Below are 22,126 nucleotides of genomic sequence, written 5' to 3' on the forward strand. Positions count from 1 at the left end.
CCCGCACGACCACCGCCCCCACGACGTGACTGGAACACTGAAGCGACGATGACCACCTCCGAGGTCGGACGGGAGCAGCTCCACGGCGAGCCTGCCGTGGCACAGCCCACGGGCCGCCTGTCCCGCGTCGTCGCGAAGGTCCAGAAGGTTGCGGCTGCCATCTCCGCCGAGGTGGTGCAGTCGATGACCAGCTTCCTGCTGCAGATCATCGCGGTGAGGGAGCTCAGCGCCGCCGGCCTCGGCGTCTTCGCGCTGCTGTACAGCTGCGTCGTGCTGTCGACGGCGGTCACGACCGGCCTGGTCGGCGACTCGCTGACCGTGCTCGACCGCCACACCGAGCGGGTGCGAGGCGGGCTGCAGGTCGTGGCGCTCGGCATCGCCTGCCTCGGCGGCCTGCTCGCCTGCGGCATCTCGGGCGCGACGGGCCTGATCGAGTGGGACCTCGCTCCGATCTTCGGCCTCGCGACGGCGATCTTCGTCCTCGAGGAGCTCATCCGCCGGATGCTGATGGCGTCGCTCCGCTTCTGGTTCGTCGTGGCCGTCGACGCCACGTGCCTGGTCGTCACCGCGACGTGGCTGACGGTGTTCAAGGTGCTCGACGGCGAGCTCGTCATGCGCGACCTCCTGTCGTCGCTGGTGGTCGCCCAGCTCTGCGGCCTGCTCGTCGGCGTGGTCCTCCTGCCCCGGGCGGAGCGGTGGTGGGCCTCCATGCGCCACAGCGAGTGGCGCAGCGTGATCCACTACGGCGGCTGGCGGGCGGCCCAGCAGGGCGTGCGCCCGGCGATGATGGCGGCGGTCCGCACGATCGTGATCGTCGCCGTCGGCACGACGCTGTTCGGCGAGCTCGAGGCGGCGCGGGTCTACGCCGCGCCGGCGATGCTCATCGTCAACGGCGTCGGCAGCTTCCTGTTCGCGTCGTACGCCCACCGGCGGTCCTCGACGCTGCGCCAGCTCATCCCGCTCGCCGACCGGGGCACGGCGATGCTCGTCGGCCTGTCGCTCGGCCTCGGCGTCGCCTCGGTGGCGCTGCTGCCGACGTTCGGCTCGGTCATCACCGACGGCAAGTTCGAGCTCGATCCGATCGCTGTCTTCGGCTGGTGCGCGTACGCGGCCGCTAGCGCCGTGCTCATGCCCTACGGCAGCCTCGCCGCGGTCCGCGGCCGTCACGCGGCCATGATGGGCCTGCGCGTCGTCGAGGCGGCCGTGTCGCTGACCTCGTTGTTCCTCGTGCTGCGGGTGGCGCAGGCCGATGTCGCCTTCGCCCCGTACGCGATGGCGCTCGGCTCGCTCGCAATGGGCGTCGTCGCCCGCCAGTTCATCCTCGTGCCCACTGCTCGCGAGGAGGAGGGCTCGGCGCTGGAGGCGCAGCGGGCCCGCAGCGCCGGTGCTGCGCGACCAGACGCCGAGGATGCCGGCGCCGCGGACGCCGACATCGACGGTGCGGCAGTCGGCGACACCCAGCCCGGCGGGCGCCGCCCGGTCCCGGAGGTGCCGACCGGGCGCGACGGCGCCCTGCCCGAGCACGGATGGGGCACCGGCGGTGTGGCCACGATCGGCTGGGGACCGCGCGGCGCGCTGGGCGCATCGTGGGACGCGCCACCGCTCGCCCCGCTGCTGCCGCCCGAACCCGTCGAGGCGGGGGAGGGGGGCTGGGCCTCCGGCCGGCCGCCTCGCCGGCCGCTCGACCCCACCGCCCCGTCCCGGACCGGCGTGCGCCTCGACCGCGGTCCGGCGCCCTCGCCGTCCCCCGGCGCGCCGGACGGACCCGACCCCGCGCCCGGCTCCGACTCGCCGCTCGTGGCGGGTGCACGCCGCGTCCCACCACCGCCAGCCCGCTGGGACCCCGAGTCGGACCACGCCGACGACCACCTATCCTGACGGGGTGGCTGCGGCGAAGGGATCCATCGCCAGCCGGTTCCTCCGGCTCGTGGACGACTGGTGGTTGGCGTTCGCGGGCGTCGCCTTCATCGTCGGCAGCGACTTCAAGTACCGCACCCGGCCGCCCGGACAGGCGCTCGGCGGCGGGATCGACTCGGCCATCCTGATCGAGCTCGCGCTGTACGCCGTGGTCGCCGGCTACCTGGTGCTCGACCGCTTCCGCGTGCCCAAGCTGCGGCGGGTGCCCGTCCCGCTGTTCCTCGCAGCCTGCCTCGTCGGCCTGGCCGTGCTGTCGATCGGATACACGCCGTACCCGCAGTACGCCGTCGTCCGGTGCCTCCAGGCGACGATCCTGCTCGGCGCGGTGGTCGTCGGCTGCATGGACGGCGGCCGGGCCCAGTTCCACCGGTTCGCCCACCTCTACCTGCTGCTGATCGCGGCCGGCGTGCTCTACGGCCTGGCCCGGCCGAGCCCGCCGATCAACGCCATCCAGGAGGGCCGCTTCACCTGGCTCGCGGTGCACCCCACGGTGTCGGGCGCCATGACCGGCCTGGCCGCCGTCGTGGCCGTCGGCTACGTGGCCGGTGGTCGCAAGGACCGCCCCGGGCCGCGGTGGTCGGCGCCCACCTACTGGGTCCTGCTCGCCATCGTCGCCGGGGGAGCGCTCGCCGCCCAGACCCGCGGCGCCATCCTTGGCGCCGTCTGCGGCGCGGGCGTCGTCATCCTGTCGTCGCGGCGGGGCCGGGCCCTGATCGAGATCGCGCTGGTCGGCCTGGTGCTCCTCGCCGGCGTGGCCATCCTGGCGAGCCAGCAGATCACGACCTACTTCGAGCGGGGCGAGGACGCCGCGCAGCTCACGTCGCTCAACAACCGGACCGAGCTCTGGGACGTGGCCTTCGAGGCCGTCAAGGAGCAGCCGATGTTCGGCAACGGCATCACCGCGTCGCGCGGCATCTTCTACGCGGAGACGGGCCTGGGCGGCGGCCACAACGCGATCGTGAACGTGCTCGTCGAGCTCGGGATCGTCGGCCTGGTCGTGTGGGCCGCGATGGTCCTGTCGCTCATCCTCGGCGTCCGACGGCTGCCGAAGACCGGACCGCGGAACCTGGCCCTCGACCGGGCGCTGCTGCTCGGCGTGATCACGTTCATCCTGGTCGACTCGATCTTCTACGAGGGCGCGGGCTCGCTCGCGAACTTCGCCAGCACGTGGCTGTTCATGTCCATCGGCTGGTACGTCGTCGCCCTCCGCAGCGCCCGGTCCGCCGTCGCCGGGCCGACGACCGAGGCGGTCGGCTCCGACCGGCCCGCCGCGGTGCCTGCATGAGCGGCACCGTCCTGGTCGCCCACCCCAGCCCCGACCTCTACGGCTCGGACCGCATGCTGCTGGAGAGCATCGACGCGATCGTCGAGCGCGGGCACCGCACCGTGGTCACGCTGCCCGAGTCCGGTCCGCTGCTGCCGCTCATCGAGGAGCGGGGCGCCGAGGTGCGGCTGTGCCGGACGCCGGTCCTGCGGCGCGCCTACCTCTCGCCCAGGGGCGTCGTGGCCCTCGCCGGCGACGCCATCGCCTCGGCCCGGCCCGGCATGGCGCTGTTCAAGGAGCTGCGCCCCGACGTCCTGTACCTCAGCACGCTGACGGCCCCCGAGTGGCTGGCGCTCGCGAAGGCGGCGCGCGTGCCCTCGGTGTGCCACGTCCACGAGGCCGAGTCCGCGCCGTCGCGGCCGATCCGCACCGCGCTCGCCAGCCCGCTGCTGCTGGCGGACCGGCTGGTCGTCAACAGCCGGTTCTCGGAGAGGGTCCTGACCGACGTCATCGGTCGCCTCGCCCGTCGCAGCACCGTCGTCTACAACGGCGTGGTCGGTCCGGCGGCGCCGGTCGACCCCCGTCCGGCGATCGACGGTCCGGTCCGCCTGCTGTTCGTCGGCCGCCTGTCGGAGCGCAAGGGCGTGCTCGACGCCCTCGACACGGTCGCCGAGCTGCAGCGCCGTGGGCGGCCGGTCCGGCTCGACGTCGCCGGGTCGATCTACCCCGGCTACGAGCACGTCGAGACCGACATGGCCCGGCGCATCGCCGCGCTCGACGACCCTGCGGCGGTCACGCTGCACGGCTACGTCGGCGACATCTGGCCCCTGCTGGCCGAGGCCGACGTCCTCCTCGTGCCGTCACGGGGGGACGAGCCGTTCGGGAACACCGCCGTCGAGGGCACCCTCGCCCGGCGGCCGGTGATCGCGAGCGCCAGCAGCGGCCTCCTCGAGGCCGTGGCCGGCGCGCAGGCCGCCCGCTCGGTGCCGCCCGGCCGGCCCGCGGCGTTCGCCGACGCCGTCGAGGACCTGGTCGAGCACTGGGACGAGGTGCGCCGGCTCGCCATCACGGACGCGGCACGCGCCGAGGAGCGGTACTCCCCGGCGCGCTACCGGTCCGAGATCTTCGAGCAGCTGCGGTCGCTCGCCCCGACGGCGTTGGCCTGACCGGGGCGAGGCGGCTGCCTCAGCGGAAGGCGCCGTACTGGCGGACGCCGGTGCTCTGCCCGATCACCGTCGCGACCGATGCGGGCAGCGGCGGCGCCGACGAGGCGAGCTGCGTGCCGGTCGCGGTGGCCTTGCCGGCCGCATCTGTGAGGGCGGTGCCGGTCGTCATGCGCCCGGCGGCCTCCTGACCGGTGCCGGCCTGGAACGTCGAGAGGTCGTTGAACGTCGCCGGGTTCGTCGCGCCCCGGGACCACACGATCAGCCACGACGGCGAGCTGGCGACCGTCCGGTGGTAGGCGTTGCCGGTGGCCGAGATCCTGAGCTGCTCGGCCGTGAACTGCTTGGAGTAGTCCTCCACGCAGAGCAGGCAGTTGCCGGCGCTCGGCGCCGAGATCACGTTGCCCTGCACGAGCACCGGGCCGTTGATCCAGGTCATGGTCGGGTCCGGGAACGGCTGGCGGGGATCATGGCCCGGCGTCGAGCGGTCGGCGGCCCGGCGGTTGTCCTGGACGATGTTCACCGGCCGGTTGTTGCCGACGAACGTGTTGTTCACCAGCGTCACGTCCGACGTGTCGTTGACCTTGATGCCGTTGCCCCCGTTGCCCGACACGACGTTGTCGGCGAAGAGCGCCTTGGCGGACAGCTCGATCGAGGTGCCGTGCCCGCTGTTGCCGATCATGTCGGAACCGGTGACCTTGACGTCGTAGACCGACTCGTCGGCCCAGAAGCCCGGACCCTGGTTGTCGCGGAACACGCTCTTGGCGACGGTGACGCCGCGGGTGCGGGTCACCTTGAAGCCACCCGACACCGGGGCGCTGTTGAACCGCTCGGTGTTGTTGCGCTGGGCGATCACCCCGAGGGCCTTGATGCCGTCGGCGTAGTTGGCGTGGATGCCGAGCATGCCGCAGCGCGACACGTCGAGGTTGCGCAGCGTGCCGCCGCTGGCGAGGACGCTCACGCCGGTCGTCGCCATGTCGGTCACGACGAGGTGCTCGAGCGTGATGTTGGGCGCCTCGGCGGTGATGGCGCCCATGTCGGGCACCGACGGGCTGTAGCGGCGGAAGCCGAGGCCCCGGACCGTCGAGCCGGCGCCGCGGATGGACAGCGCCTTCACGAGCGTGGCGCCGCGCACGTCGCGGCCGGCGGGGTTCGTGCCGAGGTAGAGGCGGTTGCCGGCGTCGTCCTTGTAGAAGCTGCCGGCGCCGACCTGCGCGACCGACGCCACCTGGGCCTGGGCCTGGCCGTCGATCCACACCTGGTCGGGGTGGGCGGCCATCGGGAAGCTGGCGTTGACGAAGCCCCAGGCGGCCTGCGAGCTGTCGGCCGCGCCCCGGGTGTAGGTGGGGGAGTGGTCGAACCTGGCGGTCCAGCCGTCCTTGCGCCAGCGGGCGCCGTCGGCGACCAAGCCGCTGATGGGCTCGCTGCCGTCGAACCAGACGGCCTCAGCCGGCCAGTTCTGCACGGTCAGGGCCTTGCCCGACGGGATCGTGACCGACTCGTGGTAGCTCCCGGCGCGGACGACGATCGTGGCGCCCGAGGGCGCCACGGCGACGGCCCGGCCGAGGCTGCGCAGCGGCGCCGCGGCGGTGCCGGGGTTGCTGTCGCTGCCGTTGGTGGCCACGACGAGCGCCCCGGCGGGCACCGGGTAGTTCGTCGAGCCGAGCGTGGTGCCGACGCCGACGACCTGGCTCGGCGCCGAGGGGGCGGGGGACGGGGCCGGGGTGACCGGACGGGTGGCGGCCGTGGTGGTCGTCGTCGCCGAGGGGCGACCGGCGACCGTGGTCGTGGTCGACGTCCTGCCGCTCACGTTCGACGTCGGCGTGCCGGAGCACGCCGCGGCGAGGAGGGTGACGGCGAAGGCCAACGTGACGATCTGGGTGCGGTGCTGCAACTGGAGCTCTCCCTTGGGGCGGACCCGGCTTCTGGGTCCATCGACCCATCACCGGCAGAGGTTGAGCGTCGATCTCTCGATCCCCCAACTCGGGGCAGCCTATCCGAGGATGTTGCGGTTGTGTTGCGGATGAAACATGTTTGCCACGAATCACAAGGGTGCAACCATGACAGCTCTGTGACGGACCGTGGCTGAGAGGCTCGATGCCCGGACGCGCATGGTCCGCGGCGGAACGGGGAGAACCACCCAGCGTGTTGGAGGGTGATCTCAGGTTGCCCGGTCAGGAGCCCTCGAGCTCGCGCTCGAGGATGCGGCGGAGCATGGAGCTCGACGTCCGCTGGGTGTAGGGCACGTAGGCGACCTCGACCCCGTGGGCCGCGAAGTCGGACTCCAACTTGTCGCCCTTGTCGGTGCCCTTCCAGTCGTCGCCCTTGACGATGACGTCGAAGCGGAGGCGCTCCCACATCTCGAGCTTGTGCGGCACGTCCTCGGCGACCGCCTCGTCGACCCAGCGGATGCTGCCGACGATCTCCAGGCGCTCGTCGAGCGGCACGACGGGCCGGTTGCCCTTGTTCCGCTGCGCCATCTCGTCGCTCACCACGCCGGCGATCAGGTAGTCGCAGAACTGCGAGGCGTTGCGCAGCATGTTGAGGTGCCCGACGTGGAACAGGTCGTAGACGCCCGGGGCGTAGCCCACCCTCCCGGTCCGAGGGCGGGAGCCGTTGCCGTCGGGGCCGGGCCGGAGCAGTCCGGGCCCGTCGGCTCCCGGCAGGTCGGTGTCGGCGGTGGGTTCTGACATCGGGGCGCTCCCTCTCGGCTCCCCTCGAACGATATCGGCGCCCCTCGGCGATCCCTACAGGGTGCGGCGGGCGTCACGGACGCTCGATGTACACATGTGGACATGAGATGGCGTGCGGCCGGCGTCGGGTCGGTGTAGAACCTCCGCCGCAACGACGAACGCCCACGCACCCAGGGGGATAGCAGTGAACTTCGCATTCAGCGAGGAGCAGGAAGAGCTCCGCAAGGTCGTCCGGGACTTCCTCAGCGCCAAGTCCGACGAGCCGACCGTCCGCGAGCTGATGGACACCGAGTCGGGCTACGACACCGCGGTGTGGACCCAGATGGCCGAGCAGATGGGCCTGCAGGGCCTGGTGATCCCCGAGGAGTACGGCGGCTCGGGCTACAGCTTCGTGGAGCTGATCGTCGTGCTCGAGGAGATGGGTCGCCGCCTGCTGTGCGCCCCCTACTTCTCGACCGTCGTGCTCGCCGGCCAGACCCTCATCCACTCCGGTGACGAGGACGCCAAGAAGGCGCACCTGCCGGGGATCGCCTCGGGCGAGACGGTGGCGACGCTCGCCTACACCGAGCCCAACGGCAAGTGGGACGAGTCGGCCGTGACCGCCACCGCGACGGCGGACGGCGACACCTGGAAGATCGACGGCACGAAGCTCTACGTGCTCGACGGCCACACCGCGGACCTGATCATCACGGCGGCCCGCACCGACGCGGGCGTGAGCCTCTTCGCCGTCGCCGGCGACGCCCCCGGCCTCACCCGCACCGCCCTGTCGACCATGGACCAGACCCGCAAGCAGGCCCGCCTCGAGTACGCGGACGTGCCCGGCACGCTCATCGGCACCGACGGCGGCGGCTGGGACGTGCTCTCCACCGTCCTCGACCTCGCCGCCGTCGCGCTGGCCGCAGAGCAGGTCGGCGGATCGCAGGAGGTCCTCGAGTCCGCGGTGCAGTACGCCAAGGACCGCGTGCAGTTCGGCCGCCCGATCGGCTCGTTCCAGGCGATCAAGCACAAGTGCGCCGACATGCTGCTCGAGGTCGAGTCGGCCAAGTCGGCCGCCTACTACGCCGGCTGGTGCGCGTCCGAGCTGAACGACGAGCTGCCGTCGGTGGCCTCGCTCGCGAAGGCCTACTGCTCCGAGGCGTACTTCCACGCCGCTGCCGAGAACATCCAGATCCACGGCGGCATCGGCTTCACCTGGGAGCACCCGGCGCACCTGTACTTCAAGCGGGCCAAGAGCTCCGAGCTGCTCTTCGGCGACCCGACGTACCACCGCGAGCTCCTCGCCCAGCGCATCGGGATCTGAGCCCCTCCGGGGCCGGGTCCCCGCCCGGGGCCGCACCGCCGTGTGGATCTGGATCGTCCTCGCCGCCCTGGTCTGCTTCGTCATCGCCGCCGTCACGATCGGCGGGGTGACGGGCAGCCTGGCGACGCGGCCGCGCCGCAGCGTCTACGACCTCGAGGAGGCCGTCGACTTCGTGGCCGACCGGCTGCCCGACGACCTGACCGCCGAGCTGAGCTACGACGACGTGCGCGCCGTCCTGCTCGCGCACTGCGACTACCTCGCGTCGAAGGGCGTGGCGTCCGACCGGACGGCCGACGACATCGGTGACGCGCTGGTCGTCGTGCCCGACGACGAGCCGGTGGCCTGGGTGCTCGGCCGGCTCGAGGAGCAGGGCCTCGACATCGCGGACGCCGACGTCGTCACCGTGCTCGACGTCGAGGAGCGCTACTACGAGGCGATCGGGGCCATCGGGCCCCGGGTCTCGGGCCCCGACGACCTGGACTGAGCGTCCGGGAGCGGGGGAACTGGACTGAGCGTCCGGGAGCGGGGGAACTGGACTGAGCGTCCGGGAGCGGGGGAACCTGGCCCGAGCCCCTACGATCGGGTGCCCCGACGAGCGGGTCCCACGACGAGAGAGAGCAGCGACGAATGGACCGTCCCGGCAAGTTCGAGCACCACCGGTACGTGGGCGACAAGCGCAACCAGGTGGTCTACGACGTCGACGGCCTCGGCCCCGAGGACGAGCACCTCATCGAGGAGCTGATGGCGGCCGAGACGTACCTGTGCTTCGCGCCGGACACCCTGGCCGAGGCCCGCAACCGCGGCTACCACCTCTACGGGAAGCAGAAGCACCTCAGCGACGCCTGAGGCGCAGGGATCCGTGACCGACCAGGCCCGCGACGCCGACACCCGGGGGCCCGAGGGCGCCAACGGGTCGGAGGCCGCGGGCCCCCCGGTCATGGACTACTCGTTCCGCTCGGGCGACCTCGTCCTGAGCGGCCACCTCGCCGAGCCGCTGGTCGCGGCCCACGACGCCCCGGGCCTCGTGCTGTGCCACGGGTTCCCCACACGGGGCCGGGAGAGCCAGCAGTCCGGCAAGTCGTTCCCGGAGCTCGCCGAGCGGATCGCGTCGGAGCTCGGCTGGGTCGTCCTGACGATGAACTTCCGCGGCTGCGGCGGGGCCGAGGGCGACTTCTCGCTCCAGGGCTGGCTGGACGACGTCCACGCCGCGGTCGACCACGTCGCCGAGCTCGGCGTCACGGGCGTCTGGGTGTGCGGCACCGGGACCGGGGGTTCGCTCGCGCTGTGCGAGGGCGCCCGGAACCCGGCGGTCCGGGGCGTGGCCACCCTGGCGGCGCCGGGCGACTTCGACGACTGGGCCCGCCACCCGCGCCGGCTGCTCCTGCACGCCCGCCAGGTCGGCGTGATCCGGGACCTCGACTTCCCTCCGGCGTTCGACCGGTGGTCCGCCGAGCTGCGCGAGGTGCGGCCGGTCGCCGCCGCCCGCGAGCTGGCGCCGAGGCCGCTGCTCGTCGTGCACGGCGACAGCGACGACCTGACCCCGCTCGAGGACGGCCGGGCCATCGCCGCGGCGCACGGTCGGGCCGAGCTGCGCGTGATCAACGGCGCCGGTCACGAGCTGCGCCACGACCCACGGGCGGTGGCGGTGCTGCTCGGCTGGCTGTCGCGCCAGCACATCTCCGACGTCGTCGCCGGTTCCTGACCGCGTGCGGTCGGGCGGTCAGTCGACGGGGTCGGACTTGGCCTTCTTGGCCGCCTTCATCATCTTCTTCCACTCGCGGACCCGGCCGAGGTTCTCCTCGGAGTCGACGTCGGCCACAGATCGCGGCTGCTCGTCCGAGAAGGGGGCGGCGACCTCCTCCCAGCCCTCGGGGCGGATGCCGAGCCGCTTGGCCAGGATCGCCATGAAGATCCGCGTCTTCTCGTCGCCGTAGCCGGGCAGCTCCCGGAGCCGGGCGTAGAGCACCGGCCCGGTCGGGTCGTCGGCCCAGAGCTTCGACGCATCGCCGCCGTGGTGGGCGACGAGGTCCAGGCAGAGCGAGTGGATGCGCCGGCCCATCGCGGCGGGGAACCGGTGGATCGCCGGCTTCTCGCAGCACACCGCGACGAAGTCGTCCTCGGTCATCGCCGCGATCGACGTGGCGTCGAGCGAGCCGCCGAGGCGCTCCTTGAGGGTGGCCGGACCGCGGAAGGCCCACTCCATCGGCACCTGCTGGTCGAGGAGCATGCCGACGAGCAGGGCCAGCGGGTCCTCCTCGAGCAGGCGATCGGCCGCCTCGTCACCGGTGATGGGGATCGCTGGACCCGTCATGGCGAGGAGCGTAGGGGATGGGTCGATCGGTCTCCCGGCCGGGTCGTACGGCCCGATCGCCCGTGCCGGACGGACCGATGTGTTCAAGGTGGCTCACCCAGGCACCGAAGGCTCAACCGTCACGACGACCAGGAGCGAGATCCGTGGAGAGCTGTCCCCACTGCCACTTCCTCATGCGAGACGACGCGATCGAGTGCGGCGTCTGCCATCGACCGAGGATCATCGTGGTCAGGGACAACGTGGCGATCGTGGACGACGCCCGCGTCGGCGTCGGCCACTCCACGGGCATCCCCGTCGCCGTGGTCGCCATGCTGCTGCTCGTGCTCGCGATCGGGGCCGGCGTCGGCGTGCTCGCCGTCACCCAGCACTGGATCTGAGGCCCGGCCGCCGCTCAGCCGTGCCAGGGCACCGGCAGGTCGGGATCGACGCCGAACCGTGAGATCGCGTCGGCCACGGTCGACGCCGGGACCGTGCCCTCGCCGCACAGCTGGCCCAGCACCGCCACCGCCAGGTGCGGGGCGTCCGTCTCGAAGTAGCGCCGCAGCGCCTCCCGGGTGTCGGAGCGGCCGAACCCGTCGGTGCCGAGCGACGCGAACCGCCGCGGCGCCCACCGGCTGATCTGGTCGGGCACGAGCCGCATGTAGTCCGAGACCGCGACGATGGGCCCGGACGAGTGGCCGAGCAGCTCGGTCACCTTCGGCACGCGCGGCACCTCGGTCGGGTGCAGGCCGTTCCAGCGCTCGGTCGCCATCGCCTCGTCGCGGAGCTGCTGGTAGCTCGTCGCCGACCACAGCTCGGCGCCGACGTCGTAGTGCTCGGCCAGCAGTCCCTGCGCCTCGACCGCCGTGCCCCACGTCGGACCGGAGAACAGGATCGTCGCCCGTGCGCCCGACGCCTCGGGGGCGGCGGCCCACGGGTAGACGCCCTGGATGATCCCCTCGGACACGTCGACGCCCTCGACCAGCGCGTCGGGCATCGGCGGCATCGGGTAGTTCTCGTTGTACAGGGTCAGGTAGTAGAAGACGTCCTCGCCGTGCTCGGCCCCGGCCTCGGGGTACATGCGATCGATGCCGTCGCGGACGATCGTCGCCATCTCGTAGGCGAACGCCGGGTCGTACGAGCGGCACACCGGCACGGTCGACGACAGCACGTGGCTGTGGCCGTCCTGGTGCTGCAGGCCCTCGCCGAGCAGCGTCGTGCGGCCCGCGGTGGCGCCGAGGAGGAAGCCCCGGGCCCGGGCGTCGGCCGCAGCCCAGATGAGGTCGCCCACCCGTTGGAAGCCGAACATCGAGTAGAAGGTGAAGAACGGGACCATGGGCACGCCGCGGTGGGCGTAGGACGTGGCCGCCGCGGTCCAGCTCGCCAGCCCGCCCGCCTCGGTGATGCCCTCCTCGAGGATCTGCCCGTCGTGGGACTCCTTGTAGGAGAGCAGGAGGTCGTGGTCGACCGGCTCGTACAGCTGGCCCTGCGAGGCGTAGATCTTGAGCTCGCGGAACAGGGCGTCCATCCCGAACGTGCGGGCCTCGTCGGGGATGATCGGCACCACCCGGCGGCCGAACTCGCCGTCGCGGCACAGGTTGCGGAGCAGGCGGGTGAACGCGGTCGTGGTCGACGCGGCTTGACCGCCGGAGCCGGTCATGAGCTCGTCGAAGGGGCCCGACGACGGGCGCTCGAGGCGCCGCCGGACGCGCACCTCGCGCGCCGGCACGTAGCCGTGGAGGACGGCGCGGCGGCCGTGCAGGTACTCGAGCTCCTCGGAGCCCTCGGGCGGGCGGATGTAGGGCGGCACGCCGTCGGCCAGCGCCTCGTCGTCGATCACGTCGTCGAGCTGCAGCCGCTCGCGCAGGCCCATGAGCTGCTCGGCCGACATCTTCTTGATCTGGTGCGTCGCGTTGCGGGCCTCGACGCCGGGCCCCAGCGTCCAGCCCTTGACGGTCTTGGCCAGCACGACGGTCGGGAGGCCCTTGGTGTCGACCGCGGCGGCGTAGGCGGCGTAGAGCTTGCGGTAGTCGTGGCCGCCGCGGGGCAGCTTCTGGAGGTCCTCGTCGGAGAGGTGCTCGACCATCTGGCGGAGACGGGGGTCGGGCCCGAAGAAGTGATCGCGGATGTAGTCGCCGGACTCGATCGCGTAGCGCTGGAACTCGCCGTCGACGGTGGTGTTCATCTTGTTGAGCAGCACGCCGTCCTTGTCCTGGGCGAGCAGCTCGTCCCAGCGGCCGCCCCAGACGACCTTCACGACGTTCCAGCCGCTGCCGCGGAAGATCGCCTCGAGCTCCTGGATGACCTTGCCGTTGCCGCGGACCGGTCCGTCGAGGCGCTGGAGGTTGCAGTTGATGACCCAGGTCAGGTTGTCGAGCTGCTCGCGCGCCGCCAGCGAGATCGCGCCGAGCGTCTCGGGCTCGTCGACCTCGCCGTCGCCCACGAAGCACCAGACCCGGCTGGCCGCGGCGTCGTCGATGCGGCGGTTGTCGAGGTACTTGTTGAACCGCGCCTGGTAGATCGACAGGATCGGGCCGAGGCCCATCGACACCGTCGGGTACTCCCAGAAGTCGGGCATCAGGCGCGGGTGCGGGTACGACGACAGGCCTCGGCCGGTGCGGCCGGGCAGGTCGATCTCGAAGCGGAACCGGTCGAGGTCCTGCTCGGTCAGGCGGCCCTCGAGGAACGCCCGTGCGTAGACGCCCGGCGCGGCGTGCCCCTGGATGTAGACGTGGTCGCCGGGCTGGTCGCCGGCGCGCCCACGGAAGAAGTGGTTGAAGCCGACCTCGTAGAGCGCGGCCGAGCTCGCGTACGTGGACAGGTGGCCGCCGATGCCGTCGGCGTGCTTGTTCGCCCGGATGACCATCGCCGCTGCGTTCCACCGGATGTGGCGGCGGATGCGCCGCTCCAGGTCCTCGTTGCCGGGGAACCACGGCTCCTGGGTGACGGGGATCGTGTTCACGTACGGCGTGCTCACCGACGCCGGGGTGCCGATCGACAGCGCCCTCGCGCGCTGGAGCAACCGAGCCATCAGGTACTGGGCCCGGGCCGATCCCCGCTGGTCGACCACCGCCTCGAGCGAGTCCAGCCACTCCTCCGTCTCGGCCGGGTCGATGTCGGGGAGTTGGTGGGCGAACCCATCGATGATCACCGTCTGACCTCCTGGGGGGCGTCGCGGCCAGCCTACGGACCGCGTCGGGGTGGTCCTGGCCGCGTAGGGTCGGGCGCCGTGTCCAGCACCCGTGCGTACACCGATGGCGCCTGCCGCGGGAACCCAGGTCCCGGTGGGTGGGCCTGGGCGATCGAGGGCGGTCGCTGGGCGTCCGGCCACGACCCCGACACGACCAACCAGCGGATGGAGATCCGGGCGGTGCTCGAGCTCACCCGCGCCGTCGACGGCCCGCTCGTCGTGGTCTCCGATTCGACCTACGTCGTCAACTGCTGGCGCGACTCGTGGTGGCGGAGCTGGTTGGCGAAGGGGTGGAAGAACTCGCAGAAGAAGCCGGTGGCGAACCGCGACCTGTGGGAGCCGCTGGTCGAGGTCTTCCGCGACCGGCCCGACTTCTCGATGGAGTGGGTGAAGGGCCACGGCGGCGACCCGATGAACGACCTCGTCGACCGGCTCGCGGTGGCGGCCTCGTACGGGCGCGAGGGCTCGGGCGAGGGGCGACCGCCGGCCGAGCTGCTCGACCAGGTGGACCGGCCCGGCCGGACGGGCGCGTCGGGTTCCGGATCGGGAGCGACGGCACCGGCTGCGGCGCCCGCGTCGGACCCGCGCGTGCCCGACGGCTGGCGTCTCGTGGTGGCGGGTCTCCGCGAGCCGGCTCTCGCCGGTGACCACCTCGTCGCCCCGTTGTCGGAGATCCTCGCCGCGCAGCGAGAGCTCCACCCCGACGTGGTGGTGCTGACGGGACTGCGGCAGGGGGCGGAGGAGGTCGGGGCCAGGGCCGCCACGGCGGCCGGAGTGCCCTACGTCGCGGTCCTGCCGTACCCCGACCCCGTCGCCGGTCGCCCCGAGGTGGCACAGGCCGCGTTCCAGCGCCTGCTCGACGCCGCCGATCGCGTGGTGACGTTGGAGCGGAAGCGGCCCGCCGACCTGGAGGGCCGCCGGGCGTCGCTGCTGCGGCGCGACGGCTGGCTCCGCAAGGTCGCGGACGCGGCGATCGTCGTCACCGACGGCGAGGACCCCGATGCCGAGCTCGCGGTCACGCGCTACGGCGACGCCGTCGGCGAGGAGCTCTGGGAGTACCGGGCCTCCGAGCCCTGACCGGGCTCAGACCGCCCGGCGCGTGCGCTCGAGCTCGTGGTACGCCACGTTGATGGCGGCGAGCTTGTCGGCCGCGTCCTGCCGGGTCCGCTCGTCGGCGGTCACGAACCGGTCCGGGTGGAGCTTGGCCAGCAGCTTGCGGTGCGCGGCGCGGATGGTGTTCCAGTCGGCGTCGTCCTCCACGCCGAGGACGCGGGTCGGCGCGTCCTCGAGGTCGAACGTCGGCCCCGACGCCCCGGTGGGCGCGCTGGGCAGCGGCTCGAACAGCGACTCCATCGGCGAGTAGTCGGCGAAGCGCAGCTCGACGGGCTCGGCGGCCTGCTGCTGCCCGGGGGAGTCTGAGCGCTCGCGGGCGAGGCGCGACCGGCGGGCCCGCGTCAGCTCGTCCTCGACGAAGCCACCGCCGACCATCTCGACCGACGGGCCGTCCCCTGCGCCCTCGAGGCCGTGGCCGTCGGCGCGCAGGCGCGGCAGTCGGGTCGCGCCGCCCGGCACGCCGCGCGCGACGGGACGGGTGCGGTCGCCTTCGGGGTCGTCGTGGTCGGTGGTACGCATCGCCTCGGGTGGTCCGTCTCCGTGTCGCTACCGATGCCTGGCTACCGTTCGGCCGTGCGGATCGGAGCCGACAGCGGCGGAACCTTCACCGATGTCGTCGGCACGGACGGGCGCACACTGAAGGTTCCGTCCACACCCCACGACCCGGGTGAGGCCGTGCGCACCGGGGCGGCCCGGATGGCCCCCGACGGCGTGGCGTTGCTGGCGCACGGCACGACGGTGGCGACCAATGCGCTGCTCGAGCGCCGGGGCGCCCGGGTGGCCCTCGTGACGACCGAGGGGTTCGCCGACGTGATCGAGATCGCACGCCAGGACCGGCCGTCGCTCTACGACCCCTGGGCCGACCGGCCGCCATCCCTGGTGGACCGGGCCGACCGCCTCGAGGTCCCGGAGCGGGTGGCGGCCGACGGCACGGTGCTCACCGAGGTGGCGCTGGACCGGTTGCCGGCGGTGCCCGACGGCGTCGAGGCCGTGGCGGTGTGCCTGCTGCACGCAGATCGCCACCCTGCGCACGAGGTGGCCGTCGCCGACCGGCTGGCCGCCTCCGGCCACGACGTCAGCGCGTCGCACCGCGTCGCCCCCGAGTTCCGGGAGTACGAGCGGACGGTCACCACGGTCCTCAACGCGTACCTCCGACCGGTGTGCGGTCCGTACCTGGCCGGCCTGGCGGGGGGCGGGGCCGACGGCACCGTCCCCGACGAGGTCGTCGTCATGACGTCTGCGGGCGGGTCGGTCGATCTCGACACTGCGTCGGCCCTGCCCGTCCTGCTCCTGCTGTCCGGCCCGGCCGGCGGGGCCCGCGCCGCGGCGGCGGTGGCGCGGGCGTGCGGCTTCGACGACGCCGTCAGCTTCGACATGGGCGGCACGAGCACCGACGTGTGCCTGATCCGGGACGGCGCGCCGCAGCCGGCGGCCGAGCAGCGCGTCGCCGGGCTGCCCGTCCGGGCCCCGGCGCTGGCGATCCACACCATCGGCGCCGGCGGCGGGTCGATCGCCCGGCTCGACGAGGGCGGCGCGCTGGTGGTCGGCCCGGCGTCGGCCGGAGCCCGGCCCGGGCCGGCCTGCTACGGCCACGGCGGCACCCGCCCGACGGTGACCGACGCCGACCTCGTCGCCGGACGGATCCCCGCGGGGTCGAGCTTCGGTGCGCTGGGCGAGCTCGACGTCGAGGCGTCGCGCGGCGCGCTCGACGCGGCCGGCGTCGACGCCGCCGGGGTGATCGACGTCGTGAACGCCGGCATGGAGCGCGCCCTGCGGGCCGTGTCGGTGGAGCAGGGGGTCGACCCGGCCGGGTTGGCGCTGGTGGCGTTCGGCGGTGCCGGCCCGCTGCACGCGTGCGAGCTGGCCGACGCGCTCGGGACGCCCACGGTGATCGTGCCCGCCGCAGCAGGCGTGCTGTCGGCGGTCGGGTTGCTGACGGCGCCCGGCCGGCGCGAGCTCGTGCGCTCGTGGCCCGGCGGGACCGACCTGGCCGGCCTCGACGACGCCCTCGCCGCACTCGCGGCCGAGGCCCTCGCCCTCGTCGACGTCCCCGACGCGACCGTCGCCACCGCGGTCGACTGCCGCTACCGGGGTCAGAGCCACGAGCTGCGCGTCCCCAGCGTCGCCGACTTCCCGGCGGAGCACCGGCGACGCAACGGCGAGGAGCGTCCGGGGGACCCGATCGAGGTCGTCGCGCTGCGCGCCGTCGTGGAGACGCCGGCGCCCGCCCGCATCGACGAGGTCCTCGCGAGCTGGGAGGGTCGGTGGACCGAGCCGGTCGTCGGCCCGCAGGTGGTCGTGCGCGAGGACTGCACGATCTGGGTGCCCGAGGGCTGGCGCGGCGAGGGCGGACCGCTGGGGTCGCTCCTGCTCAGGCGGGACGCCGCGACGCCGGGGACGGCCGGATGAGCCTCTCGCCGTCGCAGCTGCAGGTCCTCATCGCCGGGTTGGGCGGCGTCGCCGAGGAGGTCGGCGCGGTCCTCCAGCGCAGCGCCTTCAGCCCGAACATCAAGGAGCGCGCCGACTGCTCCGCCGCGGTGTTCTCGGCCGACGGCTCGCTGCTGGCCCAGGCCGAGCACATCCCCGTGCACCTCGGGTCGATGCCGGCGTCGGTCGCCGCGGTGATCGAGGAGCTCGGTGATCGGCTCGGCCCCGGCGACCAGGCGATCGTGAACGACCCCTACCGCGGCGGCACCCACCTCAACGACGTGACCGTCGTGGCGCCCTGCCACGTGGACGGCCGGCTGGTCGGCTGGGTCGCCAACCGCGCGCACCACGCGGACGTGGGTGGCGCCGCGCCCGGCTCGCTGCCGGCCGACGCCACCGAGATCCACCAGGAGGGCCTCCGGATCCCGCCGGTGCTGCTGACCGCGGAGGTCCGGGAGCTGCTCCTGTCGGCCTCGCGCACCCCGTGGGAGCGCGCCGGCGACCTCGACGCGCAGGTCGGCGCCAACGTCGTCGGCGTCCGCCGCCTCGCCCGGTTCGCGGGCGCGCCGTTCGAGGAGGTGCTCGCCCACGGCGAGCGCCGCTGTCGGGCTGCGCTGGCCGCGGCGCCGCAGGGGTCCTGGGCGGCGACCGACGTCCTCGACTCCACCGGCCCCGCTGCGGACCAGCAGCGCCCGGCCACCGTCGCCTGCCGCGTGACGATCGGCGACGGCGAGGGGGACCGGTCGGGCGAGGGTCCGGCCATCCGGTTCGACTTCACCGGCACCGACGACCAGCGAGCGGGCAACACCAACGCGGTGCGGGCGGTGACGGTCTCGGCCGTGGCGTTCGTCCTGCGGTCCGTCCTCGACCCGACCCTCCCGGCCAACGCCGGCGTCATGCGGCCGGTCGAGGTGGTCGCGCCGGAGGGCTCGCTCGTCGCCGCACGGTTCCCCGCCGCGGTCGGGGCGGGCAACGTCGAGGTGAGCCAGCGGATCGTCGACGTCTGCCTCCGGGCGCTGGCCGGGGCGATGCCGGAGCGTGTCCCGGCTGCGTCGCAGGGCACGATGAACAACCTGCTCGTCGGCAGCTCCGGCGCCGGACCGTCGGGCGCCGGCGAGCCGTGGGTGTACTACGAGACGGTCGGCGGCGGGCAGGGCGGGCGCCCGCCGGCGCCCGGGCAGATCGGCGCACGGCCGCTCCCCGGCATGAGCGGCATCCACACCGGCATGACGAACACCCGCAACACACCGGTCGAGGCGCTGGAGCGGAGCTACGGAATGCGGGTCCGGGCGGTCCGCCTGTGGCCGAGCGGCGGCGACGGTGCGGCGCCCGGCGGCGACGGCATCGAGCGCGAGCTCGAGGTGCTCGAGGACGTGACCGTGAGCCTGATCACCGAGCGGCGGGTGTCGCGGCCGTGGGGCCTCGCCGGCGGCGAGCCCGGCGCGTGCGGGGAGAACTGGTTGCTGCCCGGCGGTGACGAGGACCGCGCCGAGCGGCTGGGCGACAAGTGCACGATCCGCCTGCGAGCCGGTGACGTGCTGCGCATGCGCACGCCGGGCGGCGGCGGGTGGGGCGCGCCGCCGCTGCGGGCGTCGGGGCGCTGAGCGGCCGGATCAGCAGGCGGCGGCCGAGCGCGGGCTGCCGGTCAGCTCCAGGGCGTGGGCGGCCGCGACCGGCAGGCGGTCGGGCAACGTGACCTGCAGGGCACCGTCCACGATCGTCCACTCGATCGGCTCGTCGAGGCCGAGCAGGCGCAGGCCCGTCACGCCGGCGGCGTCGACGTCCCGCAGCGAGAACGTGCGCCGACCCGGCGCGTCGACCAGCAGCGCGTACACCGTCCCGTCGTCCTCCCCGTGCCGCGTGAAGCGCACCTCGGTCCCCTCGGTCGTGGTGGTGGACGGGACGGTCCACGGGCGGGTGCCGTAGATCGCCTCGCCGTTGACCGACATCCACTCGCCGAGCCCGCGCAGCGGCGCGACCTGCTCGTCGGGGATGCGGCCGTCGGGGCCGGGCCCGGCGCCGATGAGCAGGTTGCCGTTCTTCGACACGACGTCGCACAGCATGCGCACGAGCTCCGTGGTCGTGACGATGTCCTGCGGTCGCTCGTTGCGGTTGGCCCCGAACGAGTGGCCGACGCCCCGGGTCGACTCCCACTTCTTCTCGCGGATCTCGTCGAAGGTGGAGTACTCGGGGGTGTTGAAGTCGAAGTGGTGGGCGGCGGGGAACGTCAGCGACTTCCAGTGGTCGGGGAGGTGCTGCCACGTGGCCTGGAGCAGATCGCCGATGCCGGTCGCGACGGCGTCGCTGACACGGTTGCGGGGGCCGCTGGGCTGGAGCCAGCGGTCGTTGATGACGCCGTCGTCGACGGTGTTGTAGTAGTGCGCGAACAGCGCGGCGAGGTCGCCGCCGGCGGGCCAGCACACGTCGTTCCAGAGCACCGACGGCGCGTAGCGGTCGACGAGCTCGCGGATGTGGGCCGTGGCGTAGGCGTTGTAGGCCGGGTCGGCCGGGGTCGCGAGCGACGTGTCGGCGGCCTTGGCGATCACGGCGTCGTTCCAGGGCCAGTCGTAGCCGCCGGAGTAGTAGAGGCCCATCTTCATGCCGCGCCCGCGCACCGCTGCGGTGAGGTCGCCGACGATGTCGCGCTGGGCCCGGTACGCCCCCTTCACGGGGTGGCGCTGCTGCGACGGCCACAGCGTGAAGCCCTCGTGGTGCTTGGTCGTGAACACGACGTAGCGGGCCCCGGCGTCCTGGCAGACACCCGCCAGACCGTCGAGGTCGGCGTCGAGCGACCCCTCGTCGAACGCGGTGATGAAGTCGTCGTACGGCGCATCGCCGTAGGTCTCGTGGTGGTGGCGCTGTGTCGGGCTGCCGTCGAGCTGCATCGTGTTGCGGTACCACTCGGCGTACGGGTTGGACCGCAGCATGCCGACGGGCCCCTCCTCGCGCAGCAGGTCCTGGATGTTCGCGACCTGGGGTGCCCAACCGGGGACCGAGTAGAGGCCCCAGTGGAGGATCACGCCGAGCTTGGCGTCGTCGTACCAGGCGGGGACGGTGTGGGTGGACAACGACTCCCAGGTGGGTTCGTACCGGCCCGACGCGCCGGTCGCCGGGGAGGCCGCCTCGGCCGTGCTGGTGGACAGGTCCGCTGCGCTGCTCGTCATGGGGGAACCGTCGGCAGCGACGAGCCGGTGATGAAGGTCCGGCCCGCTCAGGCGGTCGCCCGTCGGGCCCGGACCGCCGTCTGGCGCTCTTGACCGCCCGGTCAATACAGTGCGCCGCATGCTGGAACTCAACGGAGCATCTGCACTCGTCACCGGTGGCGCCTCGGGCCTTGGGGAGGCCACGGTGCGTGCCCTGGCCGACGCCGGCGCCAAGGTCGTCATCCTCGACCTGGACCGCCAGGCCGAGAAGGGCAAGGCCCTCGCCGACGAGGTCGGCGGCGCCTTCGCCGAGTGCGACGTCACGAACACCGACCAGGTCATCGCGGCCGTCGACGCCGCCAAGGAGCTCGGCCCGCTCCGCGCCGCCGTGAACTCGGCCGGCATCGGTTGGGCGACCCGGACGATCGGTCGCGACGGCACGTACGAGTCGGCCCACGACCTCGAGATCTTCCGCAAGGTCATCGAGATCAACCTGGTCGGCACGTTCAACGTCTGCCGCCTGGCCGCCACCGCCATGTCGCAGAACGAGCCCAACGAGGACGGCGAGCGCGGCGCGATCGTCAACACCGCTTCGGTGGCCGCCGTCGAGGGCCAGATCGGCCAGGCCTCGTACTCCGCCTCGAAGGCCGGCGTCGTCGGCATGACGCTGACCGTCGCCCGCGACCTCGCCGCCGTCGGCATCCGGGTCAACACGATCATCCCGGGCCTCATCGACACGCCGATCTACGGCCAGGGCGAGGCCGCCGACCAGTTCAAGGAGAAGCTGGGCGCCGGCACGCTGTTCCCCAAGCGGCTCGGCAAGGCGTCCGAGTACGCGTCGCTCGCCCTCGAGCTCCTGCGCAACAGCTACATCAACGGCGAGTCCGTGCGCATCGACTCCGGCATGCGCATGCAGCCGAAGTGATCACGTCCTGACGACGAGAGCCCCGGATCCCTTGTCCTGCAAGGGTCCGGGGCTCTTGCGCGTCCCGAGCCGGATTGCCCATGACACGACCGTGACACATCACGGAATCGGTTCTTCATCTGGGTGGTCGTCGAGCCATGCCGTCAACTGCTCCGTCGACCACGTCGAGATCGGTTTCGGCGGAGAACCCTTTGCGACCTGCATTGGCCACTTCAGTTCCATCCGAGCGAAAGCACTCGGGTCGGCGATGTAGAGCTTCTGTTCCCCGCTCGCGAAGTCAACATGGGTAGGGCGAGCTCCGCAACGAGCGCGGCCCGTACCCTCCTGGCAAGGACGGCAACACGTGGACGCCGATGGCGCATGGCGGCATCGTGGATGCGCGGCGCCGCCTGGTGCCCGGGACGAAGGGGCTCGGTGACTCGGTCCGCCTGCTCGCTCAGCCGGGTGAGTTCGTGAGCACGACCGCGACCGTCGACCGCCTCGGCGTGGACTTCTTCAACGAGCTCGAGCGTGGCGGCGTGCCGGCGATGCAGACCCCGCTGCCCGTGCCGTACCCGGTGGACGCGCCGGCGGCTGGCGCCGACGGCGTCACGATGCAGTTCGGCGACATCGTCTCACCGGATCCCGAGCGGGTGCCGTACCTGCTGGTCCGTGAGACGAAGCGCGAGATGGCGAGGGCGTTCTGAACTGTCTGCGCCGGG

Annotated in this window: 19 protein-coding genes; 13 read left to right on the top strand and 6 right to left on the bottom strand. The window is 73.0% G+C overall.

Annotated elements, in window-relative coordinates; translation table 11 throughout:
* Window positions 1-48: 48 nt before the first annotated feature.
* From LH044_RS19510 to LH044_RS19520, 3 genes are read left to right on the top strand one after another with little or no spacing between them, the layout of a single operon-like run.
* Complete coding sequence (locus LH044_RS19510; protein ID WP_227757310.1) at window positions 49-1,878, top strand: lipopolysaccharide biosynthesis protein; 1,830 nt, start codon at window positions 49-51, stop codon at window positions 1,876-1,878.
* 4 nt (window positions 1,879-1,882) lie between these two features.
* Entirely contained in the window at window positions 1,883-3,202 is a 1,320-nt protein-coding gene (locus tag LH044_RS19515) for an O-antigen ligase family protein (RefSeq protein ID WP_227757311.1), read from the top strand.
* The gene (locus LH044_RS19520) at window positions 3,199-4,347 is read left to right on the top strand and encodes a glycosyltransferase family 4 protein (protein WP_227757312.1); all 1,149 of its coding nucleotides are present in this window, start codon (window positions 3,199-3,201) and stop codon (window positions 4,345-4,347) included. Before LH044_RS19515 ends, LH044_RS19520 begins: the two co-directional genes overlap by 4 nt.
* Window positions 4,348-4,366: 19 nt before the next feature.
* On the opposite strand, the gene LH044_RS19525 is transcribed toward LH044_RS19520, so the two are convergent.
* Both LH044_RS19525 and LH044_RS19530 read right to left on the bottom strand, forming a co-directional pair.
* Window positions 4,367-6,238 carry a right-handed parallel beta-helix repeat-containing protein gene (locus tag LH044_RS19525; protein WP_227757313.1) on the bottom strand — a complete coding sequence of 624 codons (1,872 nt, stop codon included), beginning with the start codon at window positions 6,236-6,238 and terminating at the stop codon, window positions 4,367-4,369.
* A 280-nt stretch (window positions 6,239-6,518) separates the two neighbouring features.
* Window positions 6,519-7,037 (bottom strand): FAD synthase family protein, encoded by a 519-nt coding sequence (locus LH044_RS19530; protein ID WP_227757314.1) that lies wholly within the window; start codon window positions 7,035-7,037, stop codon window positions 6,519-6,521.
* A 184-nt stretch (window positions 7,038-7,221) separates the two neighbouring features.
* On the opposite strand from LH044_RS19530, the gene LH044_RS19535 reads away from it, so the two are divergent.
* The 4 genes from LH044_RS19535 (at window position 7,222) to LH044_RS19550 (ending at window position 10,039) form a co-directional block, all read left to right on the top strand.
* Window positions 7,222-8,337, top strand: coding sequence for an acyl-CoA dehydrogenase family protein (locus tag LH044_RS19535; protein WP_227757315.1), 1,116 nt, complete (start codon window positions 7,222-7,224; stop codon window positions 8,335-8,337).
* 40 nt (window positions 8,338-8,377) lie between these two features.
* Window positions 8,378-8,821, top strand: a complete 444-nt coding sequence (locus LH044_RS19540) for a hypothetical protein (RefSeq protein ID WP_227757316.1) — start codon at window positions 8,378-8,380, stop codon at window positions 8,819-8,821.
* Between the two features lie 143 nt (window positions 8,822-8,964).
* Window positions 8,965-9,183, top strand: a complete 219-nt coding sequence (locus LH044_RS19545) for a hypothetical protein (protein WP_227757317.1) — start codon at window positions 8,965-8,967, stop codon at window positions 9,181-9,183.
* Between the two features lie 13 nt (window positions 9,184-9,196).
* Entirely contained in the window at window positions 9,197-10,039 is an 843-nt protein-coding gene (locus LH044_RS19550) for an alpha/beta hydrolase (RefSeq protein ID WP_227757318.1), read from the top strand.
* Between the two features lie 18 nt (window positions 10,040-10,057).
* Here the strand turns inward: LH044_RS19550 and LH044_RS19555 are convergent, their stop codons facing one another.
* Window positions 10,058-10,648: an HhH-GPD-type base excision DNA repair protein gene (locus LH044_RS19555; RefSeq protein WP_227757319.1), complete on the bottom strand. Its 591-nt coding sequence runs from the start codon at window positions 10,646-10,648 to the stop codon at window positions 10,058-10,060.
* A 143-nt stretch (window positions 10,649-10,791) separates the two neighbouring features.
* Between LH044_RS19555 and LH044_RS19560 the strand changes: the two genes are divergently transcribed.
* The gene (locus LH044_RS19560) at window positions 10,792-11,025 is read left to right on the top strand and encodes a hypothetical protein (protein ID WP_227757320.1); all 234 of its coding nucleotides are present in this window, start codon (window positions 10,792-10,794) and stop codon (window positions 11,023-11,025) included.
* 14 nt (window positions 11,026-11,039) lie between these two features.
* Here LH044_RS19560 and aceE read toward each other — a convergent pair whose 3' ends face one another.
* Window positions 11,040-13,778: a pyruvate dehydrogenase (acetyl-transferring), homodimeric type gene (gene aceE, locus LH044_RS19565; protein ID WP_374210509.1), complete on the bottom strand. Its 2,739-nt coding sequence runs from the start codon at window positions 13,776-13,778 to the stop codon at window positions 11,040-11,042.
* A 78-nt stretch (window positions 13,779-13,856) separates the two neighbouring features.
* Between aceE and LH044_RS19570 the strand changes: the two genes are divergently transcribed.
* Window positions 13,857-14,894, top strand: a complete 1,038-nt coding sequence (locus LH044_RS19570; protein ID WP_227757321.1) for a ribonuclease H family protein — start codon at window positions 13,857-13,859, stop codon at window positions 14,892-14,894.
* 6 nt (window positions 14,895-14,900) lie between these two features.
* Here the strand turns inward: LH044_RS19570 and LH044_RS19575 are convergent, their stop codons facing one another.
* The gene (locus LH044_RS19575) at window positions 14,901-15,449 is read right to left on the bottom strand and encodes a J domain-containing protein (protein ID WP_227757322.1); all 549 of its coding nucleotides are present in this window, start codon (window positions 15,447-15,449) and stop codon (window positions 14,901-14,903) included.
* A 54-nt stretch (window positions 15,450-15,503) separates the two neighbouring features.
* Here LH044_RS19575 and LH044_RS19580 point away from each other — a divergent pair, with 54 nt between their 5' ends.
* Window positions 15,504-17,339: a hydantoinase/oxoprolinase family protein gene (locus tag LH044_RS19580; RefSeq protein WP_227757323.1), complete on the top strand. Its 1,836-nt coding sequence runs from the start codon at window positions 15,504-15,506 to the stop codon at window positions 17,337-17,339.
* Window positions 17,336-18,961 (top strand): hydantoinase B/oxoprolinase family protein, encoded by a 1,626-nt coding sequence (locus LH044_RS19585; protein ID WP_227757324.1) that lies wholly within the window; start codon window positions 17,336-17,338, stop codon window positions 18,959-18,961. Before LH044_RS19580 ends, LH044_RS19585 begins: the two co-directional genes overlap by 4 nt.
* Before the next feature lie 9 nt (window positions 18,962-18,970).
* Here the strand turns inward: LH044_RS19585 and LH044_RS19590 are convergent, their stop codons facing one another.
* Window positions 18,971-20,521 (bottom strand): alpha-L-fucosidase, encoded by a 1,551-nt coding sequence (locus LH044_RS19590; protein ID WP_227757325.1) that lies wholly within the window; start codon window positions 20,519-20,521, stop codon window positions 18,971-18,973.
* A gap of 121 nt (window positions 20,522-20,642) precedes the next feature.
* Here LH044_RS19590 and LH044_RS19595 point away from each other — a divergent pair, with 121 nt between their 5' ends.
* Both LH044_RS19595 and LH044_RS19600 read left to right on the top strand, forming a co-directional pair.
* On the top strand, window positions 20,643-21,425 hold the full coding sequence (locus LH044_RS19595; RefSeq protein WP_374210645.1) for an SDR family oxidoreductase: 783 nt from the start codon (window positions 20,643-20,645) through the stop codon (window positions 21,423-21,425).
* A 452-nt stretch (window positions 21,426-21,877) separates the two neighbouring features.
* Window positions 21,878-22,111: a hypothetical protein gene (locus LH044_RS19600; RefSeq protein ID WP_227757327.1), complete on the top strand. Its 234-nt coding sequence runs from the start codon at window positions 21,878-21,880 to the stop codon at window positions 22,109-22,111.
* Window positions 22,112-22,126: the final 15 nt, after the last annotated feature.

Source organism: Dermatobacter hominis, assembly GCF_020715685.1.
Taxonomy (GTDB): Bacteria; Actinomycetota; Acidimicrobiia; order Acidimicrobiales; family Microtrichaceae; genus Dermatobacter; species Dermatobacter hominis.

What these genes read in the sequence shown, in the direction of transcription:
- LH044_RS19510 (WP_227757310.1), top strand. Translation starts at nt 49, where the DNA reads ATGACCACCTCCGAGGTCGGACGGGAGCAGCTCCACGGCGAGCCTGCC.
- LH044_RS19585 (WP_227757324.1), top strand. Translation starts at nt 17,336, where the DNA reads ATGAGCCTCTCGCCGTCGCAGCTGCAGGTCCTCATCGCCGGGTTGGGC.
- LH044_RS19520 (WP_227757312.1), top strand. Translation starts at nt 3,199, where the DNA reads ATGAGCGGCACCGTCCTGGTCGCCCACCCCAGCCCCGACCTCTACGGC.
- LH044_RS19545 (WP_227757317.1), top strand. Translation starts at nt 8,965, where the DNA reads ATGGACCGTCCCGGCAAGTTCGAGCACCACCGGTACGTGGGCGACAAG.
- LH044_RS19590 (WP_227757325.1), bottom strand. Translation starts at nt 20,521, where the DNA reads ATGACGAGCAGCGCAGCGGACCTGTCCACCAGCACGGCCGAGGCGGCC.
- LH044_RS19530 (WP_227757314.1), bottom strand. Translation starts at nt 7,037, where the DNA reads ATGTCAGAACCCACCGCCGACACCGACCTGCCGGGAGCCGACGGGCCC.
- LH044_RS19555 (WP_227757319.1), bottom strand. Translation starts at nt 10,648, where the DNA reads ATGACGGGTCCAGCGATCCCCATCACCGGTGACGAGGCGGCCGATCGC.
- LH044_RS19575 (WP_227757322.1), bottom strand. Translation starts at nt 15,449, where the DNA reads ATGCGTACCACCGACCACGACGACCCCGAAGGCGACCGCACCCGTCCC.